Origin of the sequence: Pseudomonas sp. St386 (assembly GCF_018325865.1) — a bacterium.
Classification (GTDB): Bacteria; Pseudomonadota; Gammaproteobacteria; order Pseudomonadales; family Pseudomonadaceae; genus Aquipseudomonas; species Aquipseudomonas brassicacearum.
Map to the genome: position 1 here is coordinate 1,313,490 of NZ_AP021900.1, position 15,408 is coordinate 1,328,897.

General features: G+C 63.6%; 13 protein-coding genes. 7 read left to right on the forward strand and 6 right to left on the reverse strand.

All coding sequences use genetic code 11. The features are described 5' to 3' along the window. Positions 1–89: 89 nt before the first annotated feature. The 6 genes from KI235_RS05675 to KI235_RS05700 form a co-directional block, all read right to left on the reverse strand. Positions 90–908 (reverse strand): ABC transporter permease, encoded by an 819-nt coding sequence (locus KI235_RS05675; protein ID WP_003198122.1) that lies wholly within the window; start codon positions 906–908, stop codon positions 90–92. After that, positions 898–1,845, reverse strand: coding sequence for an ABC transporter permease (locus KI235_RS05680; RefSeq protein WP_013692364.1), 948 nt, complete (start codon positions 1,843–1,845; stop codon positions 898–900). The genes KI235_RS05675 and KI235_RS05680 overlap by 11 nt, the downstream gene beginning before the upstream one ends. 1 nt (position 1,846) lies before the next feature. Beyond that, positions 1,847–2,884: an ABC transporter ATP-binding protein gene (locus KI235_RS05685; RefSeq protein WP_003198125.1), complete on the reverse strand. Its 1,038-nt coding sequence runs from the start codon at positions 2,882–2,884 to the stop codon at positions 1,847–1,849. Positions 2,885–3,075: 191 nt separating this feature from the next. After that, entirely contained in the window at positions 3,076–4,227 is a 1,152-nt protein-coding gene (gene ydcS, locus KI235_RS05690; RefSeq protein WP_013692365.1) for a putative ABC transporter substrate-binding protein YdcS, read from the reverse strand. A 90-nt stretch (positions 4,228–4,317) separates the two neighbouring features. Next, complete coding sequence (locus KI235_RS05695) at positions 4,318–5,775, reverse strand: gamma-aminobutyraldehyde dehydrogenase (protein ID WP_003198130.1); 1,458 nt, start codon at positions 5,773–5,775, stop codon at positions 4,318–4,320. A 193-nt stretch (positions 5,776–5,968) separates the two neighbouring features. Beyond that, positions 5,969–6,883 (reverse strand): LysR family transcriptional regulator, encoded by a 915-nt coding sequence (locus KI235_RS05700; RefSeq protein ID WP_003198132.1) that lies wholly within the window; start codon positions 6,881–6,883, stop codon positions 5,969–5,971. Between the two features lie 182 nt (positions 6,884–7,065). Here KI235_RS05700 and KI235_RS05705 point away from each other — a divergent pair, with 182 nt between their 5' ends. The 7 genes from KI235_RS05705 to KI235_RS05735 all read left to right on the forward strand — a co-directional run bounded on the left by KI235_RS05705 (position 7,066) and on the right by KI235_RS05735 (position 15,368). Next, entirely contained in the window at positions 7,066–7,776 is a 711-nt protein-coding gene (locus KI235_RS05705; protein ID WP_003198134.1) for a tellurite resistance TerB family protein, read from the forward strand. Positions 7,777–8,011: 235 nt separating this feature from the next. After that, positions 8,012–9,634, forward strand: coding sequence for a methyl-accepting chemotaxis protein (locus KI235_RS05710; RefSeq protein WP_003198136.1), 1,623 nt, complete (start codon positions 8,012–8,014; stop codon positions 9,632–9,634). Beyond that, a complete protein-coding gene (locus KI235_RS05715; protein WP_003198139.1) occupies positions 9,634–10,170 on the forward strand; it encodes a chemotaxis protein CheW in 537 nt (178 codons plus the stop codon). The genes KI235_RS05710 and KI235_RS05715 overlap by 1 nt, the downstream gene beginning before the upstream one ends. Continuing rightward, positions 10,167–11,432 carry a protein-glutamate O-methyltransferase CheR gene (locus KI235_RS05720; protein ID WP_003198140.1) on the forward strand — a complete coding sequence of 422 codons (1,266 nt, stop codon included), beginning with the start codon at positions 10,167–10,169 and terminating at the stop codon, positions 11,430–11,432. Before KI235_RS05715 ends, KI235_RS05720 begins: the two co-directional genes overlap by 4 nt. Next, positions 11,429–12,100 (forward strand): chemotaxis protein CheW, encoded by a 672-nt coding sequence (locus KI235_RS05725; RefSeq protein ID WP_028237035.1) that lies wholly within the window; start codon positions 11,429–11,431, stop codon positions 12,098–12,100. Before KI235_RS05720 ends, KI235_RS05725 begins: the two co-directional genes overlap by 4 nt. After that, positions 12,097–14,361, forward strand: a complete 2,265-nt coding sequence (locus KI235_RS05730; RefSeq protein ID WP_212795586.1) for a hybrid sensor histidine kinase/response regulator — start codon at positions 12,097–12,099, stop codon at positions 14,359–14,361. Before KI235_RS05725 ends, KI235_RS05730 begins: the two co-directional genes overlap by 4 nt. Further along, positions 14,358–15,368: a chemotaxis response regulator protein-glutamate methylesterase gene (locus KI235_RS05735; protein WP_212795587.1), complete on the forward strand. Its 1,011-nt coding sequence runs from the start codon at positions 14,358–14,360 to the stop codon at positions 15,366–15,368. Before KI235_RS05730 ends, KI235_RS05735 begins: the two co-directional genes overlap by 4 nt. Positions 15,369–15,408: the final 40 nt, after the last annotated feature.

Here is a 15,408-nt window from a genome sequence, read left to right on the forward strand (position 1 = left end):
GCTTGCTCGCGATAACGGTCTTACAGTCGACATCTGTGTTGAATATTTGTCAGTCATCGCGAGCAAGCTCGCTCCCACAAAAAGCCCTTCTACTTCCCGCCGCTACCGGCCACGCTCTCTCCGCCTCGGGTCAGGTAATACGCGCCCAATATCGGCAACATCGTGACCATCATCACCAGCATTGCCACCACGTTGGTCACTGGTACATCGCGAGGGCGGCTGAGTTGGTTGAGCAGCCACAGCGGCAGCGTGCGTTCGTGGCCGGCGGTGAAGGTGGTGACGATGATCTCGTCGAATGACAGCGCAAACGCCAGCATTCCGCCGGCCAGCAACGCCGAGCCGAGGTTGGGCAAGATGATGTAGCGAAAGGTCTGCCAACCGTCGGCCCCCAGGTCCATCGAAGCCTCGATCAGGCTGTGGGAGGTACGGCGCAGGCGGGCGATGACGTTGTTGTAGACGATCACCACGCAAAAAGTGGCATGGCCGACGATGATGGTGAACATGCCGGGCTCGATGCCCAGGGTCTTGAAGGTCGCCAGCAGCGCAATGCCGGTGATGATGCCCGGCAAGGCAATCGGCAGGATCAGCATCAGCGAAATGCCTTGCTTGCCGAAGAAATCGCGCCGGTACAGCGCCGCCGAGGCCAGCGTGCCAAGCACCATGGCGATCAGCGTGGCGATGGCTGCGACCTGCAACGACAGCTTGATCGCCTCCAGCACATCCGGGCGCGCGAAGGCGACGCTGAACCACTTCAGGGTCAGGCCCTTGGGCGGGAAGCTGAACGCGGCGTCCTCGGTATTGAAGGCGTAGAGGAAGATGATCAGGATCGGGAAATGCAGGAACACCAGCCCGCCCCACGCCGCGATCCGCAAGCCCCACGAGGCCCGGTCTTGAGAGTCAGAGTGCATCGAAAGCCCCCAGGCGCTTGACGATAGACAGGTAGATGGCGATCAGCACGATGGGCACCAGGGTGAACGCCGCGGCCATGGGCATGTTGCCGATGGCGCCTTGCTGGGCGTAGACCATGCTGCCGACGAAGTAGCCCGGCGGGCCCACCAGTTGCGGCACGATGAAATCCCCCAGGGTCAGCGAGAAGGTGAAGATCGAGCCGGCGGCGATGCCGGGGATCGACAGCGGCAGGATCACCTGCATGAACGTCTGGTGTGGCCTGGCGCCCAGGTCTGCCGAGGCTTGCAGCAGCGATGGCGGCAGACGCTCCAGGGACGCCTGGATCGGCAGGATCATGAACGGCAGCCAGATGTAGACGAATACCAGAAAACGCCCCAGGTGTGAGGTGGACAAGGTGCTGCCACCCACGCCCGGGATTCCCAGCACGAACTGCAACACCGGCCCCAGGCCCAGGTGCTGGACGAACCACTGCGCCACGCCACCCTTGGCCAGCAGCAGCGTCCAGGCATAGGCCTTGACGATATAGCTGGCCCACATCGGCAGCATCACCGCGATGTAGAAAAACGCCTTGGTCTTGCCACTGGTGTAGCGCGCCATGTAGTAGGCAATCGGGAACGCGACGATGGCGCTGGCGATGGACACCGCTATCGCCATGCTCAGGGTGCGCAAAATGATGTCGAAGTTCGACGGCTGGAACAGCGCCGCGAAATTCGCCAGGGTCAGGTCCGGCGTGACCGCCATGGTGAAGTCGTCGAAGGTGTAGAAACCCTGCCACAGCAAGGTCAGCAGCGAGCCCAGGTAGATCGCGCCGAACCAGATCAGCGGTGGCACCAGCAACATCGACAGGTACAGGTTGGGGCGCCGGTACAGCAGGTTGGAAAATCGTCGCAACGGTGAACCGGGTGTGGGCGTTTGAGCGATGGCCAGGGTGTTCATCTCACACCTCGCCACTGACAGTGTCGTGCAACGCGACCATCGCCTCCCGCGCCCAGCGTACGCTCAGGTGCTGGCCGGTCTGGTGCTGGGCTGTGTTGTCGAGCCACTGGGTGTTGGCCTGGCTGAGGTTCAGGGTCTGGCCGTTGGCAAGTTTCAACTCGTAGCGTGTGGCGCTGCCCTGGTACTGAATGTCGTGCAGCAGGCCGTGGACTTCGATCTCACCACTGGCCAACGGACCTTCGGCGAAACGCACGTGTTCCGGGCGAATCGAGAACGGTTGTGGATAACCGCTCAGTTCCCGGGCCAGCTCGCCACGGATCACGTTGGAGGTGCCGACGAATTCGGCGACGAAGGTGGTCGCCGGTTTCATGTACAGGTTGCGTGGGGTATCGACTTGTTCGATGCGGCCCTTGTTGAACACCGCCACGCGGTCGGACATCGACAGCGCTTCGGTCTGGTCGTGGGTGACGAAAATGAAGGTGATGCCCAACTGGCGTTGCAGCTTCTTCAATTCGCCCTGCATTTGCTCACGCAGCTTCAGGTCGAGGGCGCCCAAGGGTTCATCGAGCAGCAACACCCGCGGGCGATTGACCAGCGCGCGGGCCAAGGCCACGCGTTGGCGCTGGCCGCCGGAGAGCTGCACCGGCTTGCGTTCGCCGTAGCCGCCCAGGGCAACCATCTCCAGCGCTTCGTCAGCGCGCTGGATGCGCTCGGCCTTGGCGACGCCTTTGACTTTCAGACCGTAGGCCACGTTGTCGCGCACGTTCATATGGGGGAAGAGGGCGTAATCCTGGAACACCGTGTTGACGTCCCGTTGGTACGGCGCAAGCCCGGTGGCCTCTTCGCCGTGGATGCGGATCGAGCCGGCACTGGGTTGTTCGAACCCGGCGATCAGTCGCAGGCAGGTGGTCTTGCCCGAACCGGACGGGCCCAGCATGGAAAAGAACTCGCCGTCCTGGATGTCGATGCAAACCCGGTCAACGGCCTTCACATCGCCGAACTGACGGGATACCTGGGTGAATTGGACTGCAAGCGTCATGGTGCGGGGCTCCAAAAAGTGCGACTTCTATTGGATCGTGGGTGGGTTGCCGTGCACCAGACCTGTGAGAGCAACGCTATGGGAGCAAAGCTTGCTCGCGATACAGGCGCCTCGGTTCCCCGGGAGACCGCATCATCTTCATCGCGGGCAAGCCTTGCTCCCACACAGCGAACTACACCGACTGATTGGGCTTAGCGCCCGCCCATGATCGCAATGTAGTCCTGGGTCCAGCGGCTGTACGGCACGAACTTGCCGCCCTCGGCCTGTGGGGTTTTCCAGAAGGCGATCTTGTCGAACTGATCGAAACCGTTGGTCTTGCAGCCTTCGGCGCCCAGCAGTTCGCTGCCCTTGCACGCCGCGGGCACCGCCGGTAACGAGCCGAACCACGCCGCCACGTCACCCTGGACTTTCGGTTGCAGCGACCAGTCCATCCACTTGTACGCGCAGTTGGGGTGCTTGGCCTCGGCGTGCAACATCGTGGTGTCGGCCCACCCGGTGGCGCCTTCTTTCGGAATGGTCGAGGCGATCGGTTGCTTCTCGTTCATCAGGCCGTTGACCTGATATGGCCAGGCGCCAGAGGCCACCACGCCTTCGTTCTTGAAATCGCTCATCTGCACGGTGGTGTCGTGCCAGTAGCGGTGGATCAGCGGCTGCTGGGCCCGCAGCAATTCCAACACGGCCTTGTACTGGGCTTCGTCGAGTTGGTATGGGTCCTTGATGCCCAGCTCAGGCTTGGCGGTCTTGAGGTAGAGCGCCGCGTCGGCGATGTAGATCGGGCCATCGTAGGCTTGCACGCGGCCTTTGTTCGGCTTGCCGTCGGGCAGGTTCTGGGCGCTGAACAGCACGCTCCAACTGACGGGCGCCTGCTTGAACACGTCGGTGTTGTACATCAGCACGTTCGGGCCCCACTGGTACGGGGTGCCGTAGGTCTGCTGGTTGACCACGTACCACGGTGCATCCTTGAGGCGCGGGTCGAGGTTTTTCCAGTTGGGGATCAGCGCGGTGTTGATCGGCTGCACGCGCTTGCCGGCAATCAGCCGCAACGAGGCGTCGCCCGAGGCGGTGACCAGGTCGTAGCCGCCCTTGGTCATCAGGCTGACCATTTCGTCGGACGTAGCGGCAGTTTTCACATTGACCTTGCAACCGGTTTCCTTCTCGAAACCGGTGACCCAATCGTAGGCCTTGTCGCTTTCGCCGCGTTCGATGTAACCCGGCCAGGCGACGATATCCAGTTGGCCCTCACCGGCGCCAACGGCCTTGAGCGGTTCGGCGGCCTGGAGGCTGACGCTGGTCAGCAGCGCCGTGGTGATTGCACTGAGCAATACGGTCTTGTGCGCGTACATGGAAATCCCTCTTGCTTTAATTATGGTCGGGGCAGTGTTCGAACAGGGTGAAGCGCCATGGATGGCCTGTTATTAGAGTAGTGCTGTTATCTACAGATGCTGGCCGTGGCGGGCCATGATGTGGCGCACCACGCTGTAGTCCTGGAGCGAATCGCTGGATAGGTCTTTGCCGTAGCCCGAACGTTTCAGGCCGCCGTGGGGCATTTCGCTGACCAGCATGAAATGGCTGTTGATCCAGGTGCAGCCGTATTGCAGCCGCGCCGCCACTTGCATGGCCTTGTCGAGGTTCTGGGTCCATACCGAAGAAGCCAGGCCGTATTCGGAATCGTTGGCCCAGTCCACCGCCTGGCTGAGTTCGTCGAAGCGGGTCACGGTGACGACCGGGCCGAACACTTCGCGCTGGACGATTTCATCGCTTTGCTTGCAGCCGGCCAGCAGCGTGGGTTGGTAGTAGAAACCGGCGCCGGAATGCACCGCCGCGCCGGTAATGCGTTCGATGTGTGGCTGGCCGAGGGCGCGCTCGACAAAACTGGCGACCCGGTCGCGCTGGCGGGTGCTGATCAGCGGGCCGATCTCATTGTCGGCGTCGCGCTTGCCGGCAAAGCGCAGGCTGCTGACCGCCGCGCCGAGTTCGGCCACCAGGCGGTCGTGAATCGCGCCTTGGGCGTAGATCCGACACGCCGCCGTGCAATCCTGCCCGGCGTTGTAATAACCATAGGTGCGCACGCCTTCGACCACGGCCTGGATGTCGGCGTCGTTGCACACGATCACCGGCGCCTTGCCGCCCAGTTCCAGGTGCGTGCGCTTGAGGGTTTTCGCCGCTGCCTGGAGGATCTTCTGCCCGGTGACGATATCGCCGGTCAACGAGACCATGCGCACTTTGGGATGGCTGACCAGATGGCTGCCCACACCTTCGCCGCCCCCGCAGAGGATGTTGATCACGCCCCGTGGCAGGATCTGGGCCAGTGTCGGCGCCAGGGCCAGGATCGACAGCGGTGTGTGTTCCGACGGCTTGAACACCAGCGTATTACCGGCAGCCAGGGCCGGGGCGATTTTCCACGCGGCCATCATGATCGGGTAATTCCACGGTGCAATGGACGCCACCACGCCAATCGGGTCGCGGCGCACCATGCTGGTGTAGCCGGGCAGGTATTCGCCACTGAGCTGGCCGGTCTGGCAGCGCACGGCGCCAGCGAAGAAACGGAATACATCCACCGTCGCACTGAGGTCGTCCTGGCGCGCCAGGTGCAGCGGCTTGCCGCAGTTCAGGGATTCGAGGCGGGCCAGCTCATCGGCGTTCTTTTCGATGGCGCTGGCGATGTCCAGCAGCAGGTTAGAGCGTTGTTGCGGCGTGGTGCGCGACCAGCCGTCGAAGGCCTGGTGGGCGGCGAGGATCGCGGCTTCGACCTGCTCGGTACTGGCCTCGGCGATGTGAGCCACCACTTCGCCAGTGGCCGGGTTGAGGATCGGCTCGACAATGCCTTCACCGGGAACCAGTTCCCCGTCGATCAGCAACGCGGTGCACAACGGGGTTTGCGTACCAGCCATTTTTATAGGTCTCAGTTGAAACAAAGAACCTGTGGGAGCGAGCTTGCTCGCGATAGCGGTTTGTCAGTCGAATCTATGTTGCCTGACCCACCGCTATCGCGAGCAAGCTCGCTCCCACAGGAAAGAGGCGTGCAGTCAGATTAGTGCTCAGATCCGAGGCCGACAAATTCGAAATACTCAAGGCTACGTTCGATTAAATAGATGGCTTTCGCCCGCCATGGGGTTGTTCCCGGGCGACGGCCAGGAACGGGTCGACCGACGCCGGTCGCGCCGTGCCCCGGCGCCAGGCCAGGCCGACGTCGAGGGTCTGGTTGAGGTCGGCAATCGGTCGCGCTTCGATGATGTCGCCTTCCAGCGACCAAGGGCGGTAGGTCATGTCCGGCTGGATCGACACCCCCAAGCCTGCCGCCACCAGGCTGCGCACCGCTTCGGTCGAGGCGGTGCGCAGGGTGACCCTGGGTTGCAGACCGGCACCGCGCCACAGGCGCTGGGCGTTGCGGTCCATTTCATCGACGTTCAGCTGGATCAGCGGCTCGCGGGCCACGTCGGCCAGGTTGATGCTGTCGTGTTCCAGCAGCGGGTGCTGCGCTGGCAGCCACAAACGGTGTGGTGAATGCGTCAGCACTTCGGTCTGCAAGGCGTGGCGGTCTTCCAGGTTGGACAGGATCAACACCCCGACGTCGATTTCGCCGCTGACCAGCAAATGCTCGATATACGGCCGCTCGTCCTCCATCACCCGGATCTCCACGTTGGGATAGGCGCGCTGGAAACGGGTCAGCAGGTCCGCCAGGTAATAGCCGGCGACCAGGCTGGTGACGCCGATGGTGACCTGGCCGGCGACCTGGTCGGTGCTCTGTTGCAGGCTGCGCTTGGCGTTGTCGACGGTGGCCAGGATCAAATGGGCCTGGCGCAGGAATTGATGACCCTGATGGGTCAGGGTCATGCCCTTGGCGTGGCGGTTGAACAGGCTGACGCCGATTTCCTGCTCCAGTTGCTGGATGGCCAGGGTCAAGGTCGACTGGGAAATGAACGCCGTTTGCGCAGCGGCAGAGATGGAGCCGGTTTCGGCCACGGCGATGAAATGGCGGATCTGGCGCAGGGTCATCATGGTCGAATATCCGGTGGGCGGTTTTATCGATGTGCTGGAGTGTATATCGTTTTTTTAGAATGAAAGGGGAGTGTGTCTTGGAATGAGCCAGGCAACATCTGGAAGCAATCTCGCCAACGGCGCCGGGGCACTTTCGATCTAGGCTGGTGGCCTTACGTTGACCCGAAATGTGGAGACAACAAATGAACACCCGTGGATTGCTCGATCAGCTTCTCAAGTCCGGCCAGGAAATGTTGCAGAACAAGGCTGGCGGGTCCCAAGGCAAGTCCTCCGGCGGTCTGGGCGGTTTGCTCGGCGGCTCCGGCAACCTTGGCGGGATGCTTTCCGGTGCGGGCGGCGGCGCTCTGGCCGCCGGGGCCATGGGCCTGTTGCTGGGCAACAAGAAAGCCCGCAGCTTCGGTGGCAAGGCCCTGGCCTATGGTGGTCTCGCGGCCTTGGGCGTGATCGCCTACAAGGCCTACGGCAATTGGCAGGCCCAGCAAGGCACCGCGCCGAAAACCGAACCGCAGACCCTCGACCGCGTGCCCCCGGCGCAGGTCGAGCAGCACAGCCAGGCGATCCTCAAGGCGCTGGTGGCGGCGGCCAAGGCCGACGGCCATGTGGACGAGCGCGAGCGGCAGTTGATCGAAGGCGAATTCACCAAGCTCGACAACGACCAGGAACTGCAACACTGGCTGCACGCCGAACTCAACAAGCCCCTGGACCCCACCGACGTCGCCCGCGCTGCCAGCACCCCGGAAATGGCAGCGGAAATGTACATCGCCAGCGTGATGCTGGTGGACGAGGAAAATTTCATGGAGAAGTCCTACCTCGATGAACTGGCGCGCCAACTCAAGCTGGAGCCGGGGCTGAAGGTGGAGTTGGAGAAACAGGTGCGCCAGGCGACTGTATAGATCAGTCCCACCTCATTCCCTGTGGGAGCGAGCTTGCTCGCGATGGGGTTCGGTCAGTCACAGCCGCGTGGTCTGACACGCCGCTATTGCGAGCAAGCTCGCTCCCACGGGGGCATTGCTCATCTTGAGAAAACTACGAGCCTCGCCTTCGTCAAAAATCCCCTCAAACCGCCATACAGGCCCGGTGCCGCCCTCGGCTATACTCCCCAGCATTTCAAATGCCCGAGGTTTTACCGTGAAGAATTGGACATTGCGCCAACGCATCCTGGCGAGTTTTGCAGTGATCATCGCCATCATGCTGTTGATGGTGGTTGTCTCGTATTCACGGTTGTTGAAGATCGAGGACAGTGAAGAAAACGTCCGGGTCGATGCGGTGCCAGGGGTGTATTACAGCTCCATGATTCGCGGTGGCTGGGTTGACAGCTACGTCTTGACCCAACAAATCGTCGGCCTTTCGGGCAACCGGGAAATCACCGCTGAGGATAAGGCCCGCTACCAGGGCTTCGAGCAGCACCTGCGCGAAGAGATGCAGAACTATCAAAAACTGATCCAGAACCCCGCCGACCAAGCCTCTTTCGACGAGTTCGAGGCCAATCACCTGGCGTTCAACCAGGCCATGGCAAAGGTCCTGGACTTGTACCAGCGCAAGGACTACGAAGGGGCGCGGCAGGCTTTGGACAAAGAGCTGACGCCAGAATGGATCGGCGGCCGCGGGCATTTGAATCACATCATCGAGCGCAATCGTGAGCTGGCGGAAAACGCCACCCAGACCATCGGCGATGCGGTAACGGCGGCCAAGGTCGCCATGGGCCTGTCGTTCCTGGTCGCGTTGATCGTCGCCGTACTCTGTGGCCTGCTGTTGATGCGGGCGATCATGGGACCGATGAACCGCATCGTCGAGATCCTCGAGATCATGCGCAGCGGCGACCTGAGCGGGCGCCTGAACCTGGCGCGCAAAGACGAATTCGGTGCAGTGGAAACCGGCTTCAACGACATGATGGCCGAGCTGACCTCACTGGTGTCCCAGGCCCAACGCTCCTCCGTGCAGGTCACCACCTCGGTGACCGAGATCGCCGCCACCTCGCGCCAGCAACAGGCCACGGCCACCGAAACCGCCGCCACCACCACCGAGATCGGCGCGACGTCCCGGGAAATCGCCGCCACCTCCCGAGACCTGGTGCGCACCATGACCGAAGTGTCCACCGCCGCCGATCAGGCTTCGGTGGCCGCCGGCTCCGGTCAGCAAGGCCTGGCGCGCATGGAGGAAACCATGCATTCGGTGATGGGCGCCGCCGACCTGGTGAACGCCAAGCTGGCGATCCTCAACGAGAAGGCCGGCAACATCAACCAGGTGGTGGTGACCATCGTCAAAGTGGCCGACCAGACCAACCTGTTATCCCTCAACGCGGCCATCGAGGCCGAAAAGGCCGGCGAGTACGGTCGTGGTTTCGCCGTGGTCGCCACTGAAGTACGACGCTTGGCTGACCAGACCGCCGTAGCGACCTATGACATCGAGCAGATGGTGCGCGAGATCCAGTCCGCGGTATCGGCCGGGGTGATGGGCATGGACAAGTTTTCCGAAGAAGTGCGTCGAGGCATGGCCGAAGTGCAGCAGGTGGGTGAGCAACTGTCGCAGATCATCCATCAGGTCCAGGCCCTGGCGCCGCGGGTGTTGATGGTCAACGAAGGCATGCAGGCCCAGGCCACCGGTGCCGAGCAGATCAACCACGCCCTGGTGCAGTTGGGCGATGCCAGCAGCCAGACCGTGGATTCCCTGCGCCAGGCCAGTTCCGCCATCGACGAGCTGAGCCAGGTAGCCGTAGGGCTGCGCAGCGGCGTCTCGCGTTTCAAAGTCTGATGGGCGAACTCGAGACCCGGCGTGGCGCCGCACCGACGGCCCGCCAGTCGTTGTTCCTGGTGTTCTGCATCGGCAACGAACGTTACGCCCTGCAGGCCATCGATGTGGTGGAAGTGCTGCCGCGCCTGCCCCTCAAGCCGATTGCCCGGGCGCCGTCCTGGGTGGCGGGGGTGTTTGCCTGGCGTGGCACGGTGGTGCCGGTGATCGACCTGTGCGCCCTGACCTTTGGCCAGAGCGCACAGGCCCGGACCAGTACGCGACTGGTGCTGGTGCGCTATCAGGGCGACGCGCAACAAACGGGACAGGTGCTGGGCCTGATCCTGGAACAGGCGACCGACACCGTGCGCTGTGACCCGGCCGATTTCAAACCCTATGGCCTGGACAACCGGCAGGCGCCGTACCTCGGCCCGGTGCGCGAAGATGCCCACGGGTTGCTGCAATGGGTGCGCGTCAATGACCTGCTCGATGAATCCGTTCGGGCGCTGCTGTTTCCTGCGCCGCCGCTGAACCTCGACGACCTCGAGGCAACGCCATGAACAACGACCAGCGTTTTTTCGATTTTCTCAAGGAGCGCATCGGCCTGGATGTGACCTCCGTCGGCACCGCGATCATTGAGCGGGCCGTGCGCCAACGCATCATTGCCGTGCCCGGGCGAACCGCCGATGAGTACTGGCAAGGCCTGCAGCATTCGGCCCAGGAGCAGCAAGCGCTGATCGAAGCGGTGATCGTCCCGGAGACCTGGTTCTTCCGCTACCCCGAATCCTTCGCGACCCTCGCCAGGCTGGCCGTCAAGCGCCTGGCCGAGATCAAGCACCTGCGCGCGCTGCGTATCCTCAGCTTGCCGTGTTCCACCGGCGAAGAACCTTATTCGATTGCCATGGCCTTGCTCGACGCAGGCCTGGGGCCACATCAGTTCAAGGTGGACGGCCTGGACGTCAGCCCGCTGTCGGTGGCGCGGGCCAAGGAAGCGCGTTACGGCAGGAATTCCTTCCGTGGCGCGGAGCTGGGTTTTCGCGAGCGTTACTTCGACGCCGAAGACGAGGGCTACCGCCTCAGCGAGCGGGTGCGCGAACAGGTGCGTTTGCAAGTGGGCAACCTGCTGGATCCGGCTTTGTTGGCGAACGAGGCACCTTACGACTTTGTGTTCTGTCGCAACCTGTTGATCTATTTCGACCAGCCGACCCAGCAGCAGGTGTTCGAGGTGCTCAAGCGCCTGACCCATCAGGACGGTGTGCTGTTTATCGGCCCCGCCGAGGGCAGCTTGCTCGGCCGACTGGGCATGCGCTCGATCGGGGTCGCCCAATCGTTCGCCTTCAGCCGCCAGGGGGCACCCGAGCCGCAACCGTTACCGGCCTTGATGCCGACCCCGCTGCCGGTTCGTCAGCCTCCGCCCCGTGTCGTTGCGCCGGTGATTCGGCCGCGACCGTTTGCGGCGAGCGTGACGCCGATTGTCGAGCCCAAAAGCAGCGACGCGGCGACCTTGCTGGCCAATATCGCTGCCCTGGCCAACGGTGGTAAAAGCGCCGAGGCCCGGGTGGCTTGCGAAGCCTACTTGCGCAGCCACGCGCCAAACGCCCAGGTGTTCTATTGGTTGGGCCTGCTCAGCGACATGGCTGGCAGCGCGCTTGAAGCCCAGGGTTTTTATCGCAAGGCGCTTTATCTTGAACCGCAACACGCCGAGGCCCTGGTGCATCTGGCGGCGCTGCTGGCTTCCCAGGGAGACGCGGCCGGAGCCCGTCGATTGCAGGAACGCGCCGCCCGTAGCGGGCGCGCGGCAGACAGTGAGCACAAACGATGAGCGGTTCGGCTTCTTATTCCGTCACCCATGACGATGCTCAGGCTATCGACGACTGCTGGAATCGCATCGGGGTGCATGGCGACAAATCCTGTCCTTTGCTGGTCGAGCATATCCATTGCCGCAATTGCTCGGTGTATTCGGCGGCCGCCACCCGGCTGCTCGACCGTTATGCCTTGCCGCAGGATCAGCGGGATCTGTCCCTTGCCCCCGCGGACACCGATGTGGTCACGCGCTCGCTGCTGATGTTCCGCCTCGGCGAGGAATGGCTGGGCCTGACGACGCGCAGCCTGGTGGAAGTGGCACCATTGCAGCCGATCCATTCCTTGCCCCACCAGCGCTCGCGGGCCTTGTTGGGCGTGGCGAATGTACGCGGGGCGCTGGTGGCCTGCCTGTCGCTGGTGGAGCTGTTGGACCTGGAGCCCGGCGCGGCGGTGGTTTCCGGCGCACGGGTGATGCCGCGCATGTTGATTGTCGCGGCCAAGGGCGGGCCGGTGGTGGTGCCGGTGGATGAGGTGGACGGCATCCACGCCATCGATGAGCGCATCCTGGCGAGCGCTTCGCAATCGACGGGCAAGTACACCCGTGGTGTGCTGCCCTTCAAGGGCCGCAGCCTGCGCTGGCTGGATGAAGAACAACTGCTGTCCGCCGTGGCTCGGAGCCTGTCATGACCCCTGATCAGATGCGCGACGCCTCGTTGCTGGAGCTGTTCAGCCTGGAAGCCGAAGCCCAGGTCCAGGTGTTGAGTGCCGGCCTGCTGGCCCTGGAGCGCGATCCGACCCAGGCCGATTACCTGGAGTCGTGCATGCGCGCGGCGCATTCCCTCAAGGGTGCGGCACGCATAGTCGGGGTGGACGCCGGGGTTAGCGTGGCCCATGTGATGGAAGATTGCCTGGTCAGCGCCCAGGAGCGGCGCCTGGTGCTGGGCGCTGAACACATCGATGCCTTGCTGCAAGGTACTGACCTGCTGACGCGCATCGCCACCCCGGGCAACAGCGTCGGCGCCCCGGACATCGACGCCTATGTGGCGTTGATGGGGCGTCTGCTTGATCCCAACGCGCCACAGGCCCCGGCAGTGGTCTTACCAAGCGTCGAGACACCGGTCGAGCCGCTACGCATCGAGCTGCCGGAAGTGGAACCGCTCCCGGCAACGGAGCCGGCCCCCAAGCGCAAACGGGTCACCGAAGGCGGCGAGCGGGTCTTGCGGGTCACGGCCGAACGCCTCAACAGCTTGCTCGATCTGTCGAGCAAGTCCCTGGTGGAGACCCAGCGCCTCAAGCCCTGGCTGGCGACGATGCAGCGGCTCAAGCGCCAGCAAAGCAGCGGTTTGCGCGCCCTTGAAGAGCTGAACGTGCACCTCAAGGACCATGCCCTGAGCCTGCAAGCCCAGGAAGCCCTTGGCGATGCTCGCCGTTTGCTCGCCGAAACCCAGCAATTGCTGGCGCAGAAAACCGCCGAGCTGGATGAATTCGCCTGGCAGGCCAGTCAGCGGGCGCAGGTGCTGTATGACACGGCGCTGGCCTGTCGCATGCGCCCGTTCGCCGATGTGCTTTCGGGTCAGGCACGCATGGTCCGTGACCTGGGCCGCAGCCTGGGCAAACAGGTGCGCCTGGAGATTGAAGGCGAGAAGACCCAGGTCGACCGCGATGTGCTGGAAAAGCTCGAAGCGCCGCTGACGCATTTGCTGCGCAATGCCGTGGACCATGGCATCGAATCCCCGGAGCAACGAATACTGGCCGGCAAGCCCGCCGAAGGCCTGATCCGCCTGCGGGCTTCCCATCAGGCTGGCCTGTTGGTGCTGGAGCTGGCGGACGACGGCGCCGGGGTGGACCTGGATCGGGTACGCCGCAGCATCGTCGAGCGTGGCCTTTCCCCTGAGCAAACCGCCGCCAGCCTCAGCGAGGAGGAACTGCTGACCTTCCTGTTCCTGCCCGGTTTCAGCCTGCGCGACAAAGTCACCGAAGTGTCCGGGCGCGGCGTCGGCCTGGACGCGGTCCAGCACATGGTCCGGCAGTTGCGCGGCGCGGTGGTGCTGGAGCAGACGGCGGGCGAGGGCAGTCGTTTCCATCTTGAGGTGCCGCTGACGCTGTCGGTGGTGCGCAGCCTGGTGGTGGAAGTCGGCGATGAAGCGTACGCCTTTCCCCTGGCCCACATCGAACGCATGTGCGACCTGGCGCCGGAGGACATCGTCCAGGTCGAAGGCCGCCAGCATTTCTGGCACGAGGGCCGGCATATCGGGCTGGTCGCCGCCAGCCAATTGCTCAATCGCCCGGCGACGCAAGGCAGCAGCCAGACCCTCAAGGTCGTGGTGATCCGCGAGCGCGAGACGATCTACGGCGTGGCGGTGGAGCGCTTCGTTGGCGAGCGGACCCTGGTGGTCCTGCCCCTGGACGAACGCCTGGGCAAGGTCCAGGACATTTCCGCCGGGGCCTTGCTCGACGATGGCTCAGTGGTGTTGATTGTCGATGTCGAAGACCTGTTGCGTTCGGTGGACAAGTTGCTCGATACCGGACGCCTGGAGCGCATCGCCCGGCAGAACCAGGCCCAGGCCCCGCGCAAGCGGATCCTGGTGGTGGACGATTCCCTGACTGTGCGCGAGCTGCAGCGCAAGTTGTTGCTCAATCGCGGCTACGACGTGGCGGTGGCGGTGGATGGCATGGACGGTTGGAACGCCTTGCGCTCGGAGGATTTCGACTTGCTGATCACCGACATCGACATGCCGCGCATGGACGGTATTGAACTGGTGTCGCTGTTGCGGCGTGACAACCGACTGCAATCGCTGCCGGTGATGGTGGTGTCCTACAAGGACCGCGAAGAGGATCGCCGCCGTGGCCTGGACGCTGGCGCCGACTATTATCTGGCCAAGGCGAGTTTCCACGACGACGCCTTGCTCGACGCCGTGGTTGAATTGATCGGAGGGGCACGCGCTTGAAGATCGCCATCGTCAATGACATGCCCCTGGCGGTCGAAGCCCTGCGCCGCGCCCTGGCGTTCGAGCCGGCGCATCAACTGGTCTGGGTGGCGGTCAATGGGGCCGAGGCGGTGCAGCGCTGCGCCGAATACCCCCCGGACCTGATCCTCATGGACTTGTTCATGCCGATCATGGATGGCGTGGAGGCCACCCGAAGGATCATGGCCGACAGTCCCTGCGCTGTTGTGATCGTCACCGGTGACAGCCAGCAGAACGTCCACCGGGTGTTCGAGGCCATGGGCCATGGCGCGCTGGATGTGGTCGATACCCCGGCCCTGGGCGTCGGTAACCCGGCAGATGCGGCGGCGCCGTTGCTGCGCAAGATCACTAACATCGGCTGGCTGATCGGTGAGCGCAACAAGCGTGAACGACCGGTGCCGACGGCGCAGCGTGCGGCAGTGTCGCGCAAGAGCCTGGTGGCCATCGGGTCGTCGGCGGGCGGTCCGGCGGCGCTGGAGGTGCTGCTCAAGGCGCTGCCGCGTAACTTTGCCCCGGCCATCGTGCTGGTCCAGCATGTGGACGAGGTGTTTGCCGCGGGCATGGCCGAGTGGCTGGGCAGTGTCTCGGGCCACACGGTGCGCCTGGCCCGGCACGGCGAGACGCCGCAGAGCGGCACGGTGTTGCTGGCCGGGACCAACCATCATCTGCGTTTGTTGAAGGACGGTACCCTGGCCTACACCGCCGAGCCGGTGAACGAGATCTACCGGCCCTCCATCGACGTGTTTTTTGAAAGTGTCGCCCAGTACTGGAGCGGTGACGCGGTGGGCGTATTGCTCACCGGCATGGGTCGCGACGGTGCACAAGGGCTTAAGCTCATGCGCGAACAGGGCTATGTGACCATCGCCCAGGACCAGCGCAGCAGTGCGGTGTACGGGATGCCCAAAGCGGCGGCCGCCATCGACGCCGCCGCCCATATTCTCGCCCTGGACGCTATCGCGCCTCGGCTGTTGGAGATTTTTACCCCATGAAGAACCCCGCCAGTGTTGCCCCAGGGCGTACTCAGGTAAG

Excerpts from the sequence above, each read along its gene's own strand:
- KI235_RS05675 (WP_003198122.1), bottom strand. The coding sequence starts at position 908 with ATGCACTCTGACTCTCAAGACCGGGCCTCGTGGGGCTTGCGGATCGCG.
- KI235_RS05700 (WP_003198132.1), bottom strand. The coding sequence starts at position 6,883 with ATGATGACCCTGCGCCAGATCCGCCATTTCATCGCCGTGGCCGAAACC.
- KI235_RS05730 (WP_212795586.1), top strand. The coding sequence starts at position 12,097 with ATGACCCCTGATCAGATGCGCGACGCCTCGTTGCTGGAGCTGTTCAGC.
- ydcS (WP_013692365.1), bottom strand. The coding sequence starts at position 4,227 with ATGTACGCGCACAAGACCGTATTGCTCAGTGCAATCACCACGGCGCTG.
- KI235_RS05725 (WP_028237035.1), top strand. The coding sequence starts at position 11,429 with ATGAGCGGTTCGGCTTCTTATTCCGTCACCCATGACGATGCTCAGGCT.
- KI235_RS05680 (WP_013692364.1), bottom strand. The coding sequence starts at position 1,845 with ATGAACACCCTGGCCATCGCTCAAACGCCCACACCCGGTTCACCGTTG.
- KI235_RS05695 (WP_003198130.1), bottom strand. The coding sequence starts at position 5,775 with ATGGCTGGTACGCAAACCCCGTTGTGCACCGCGTTGCTGATCGACGGG.
- KI235_RS05685 (WP_003198125.1), bottom strand. The coding sequence starts at position 2,884 with ATGACGCTTGCAGTCCAATTCACCCAGGTATCCCGTCAGTTCGGCGAT.
- KI235_RS05705 (WP_003198134.1), top strand. The coding sequence starts at position 7,066 with ATGAACACCCGTGGATTGCTCGATCAGCTTCTCAAGTCCGGCCAGGAA.
- KI235_RS05715 (WP_003198139.1), top strand. The coding sequence starts at position 9,634 with ATGGGCGAACTCGAGACCCGGCGTGGCGCCGCACCGACGGCCCGCCAG.
- KI235_RS05720 (WP_003198140.1), top strand. The coding sequence starts at position 10,167 with ATGAACAACGACCAGCGTTTTTTCGATTTTCTCAAGGAGCGCATCGGC.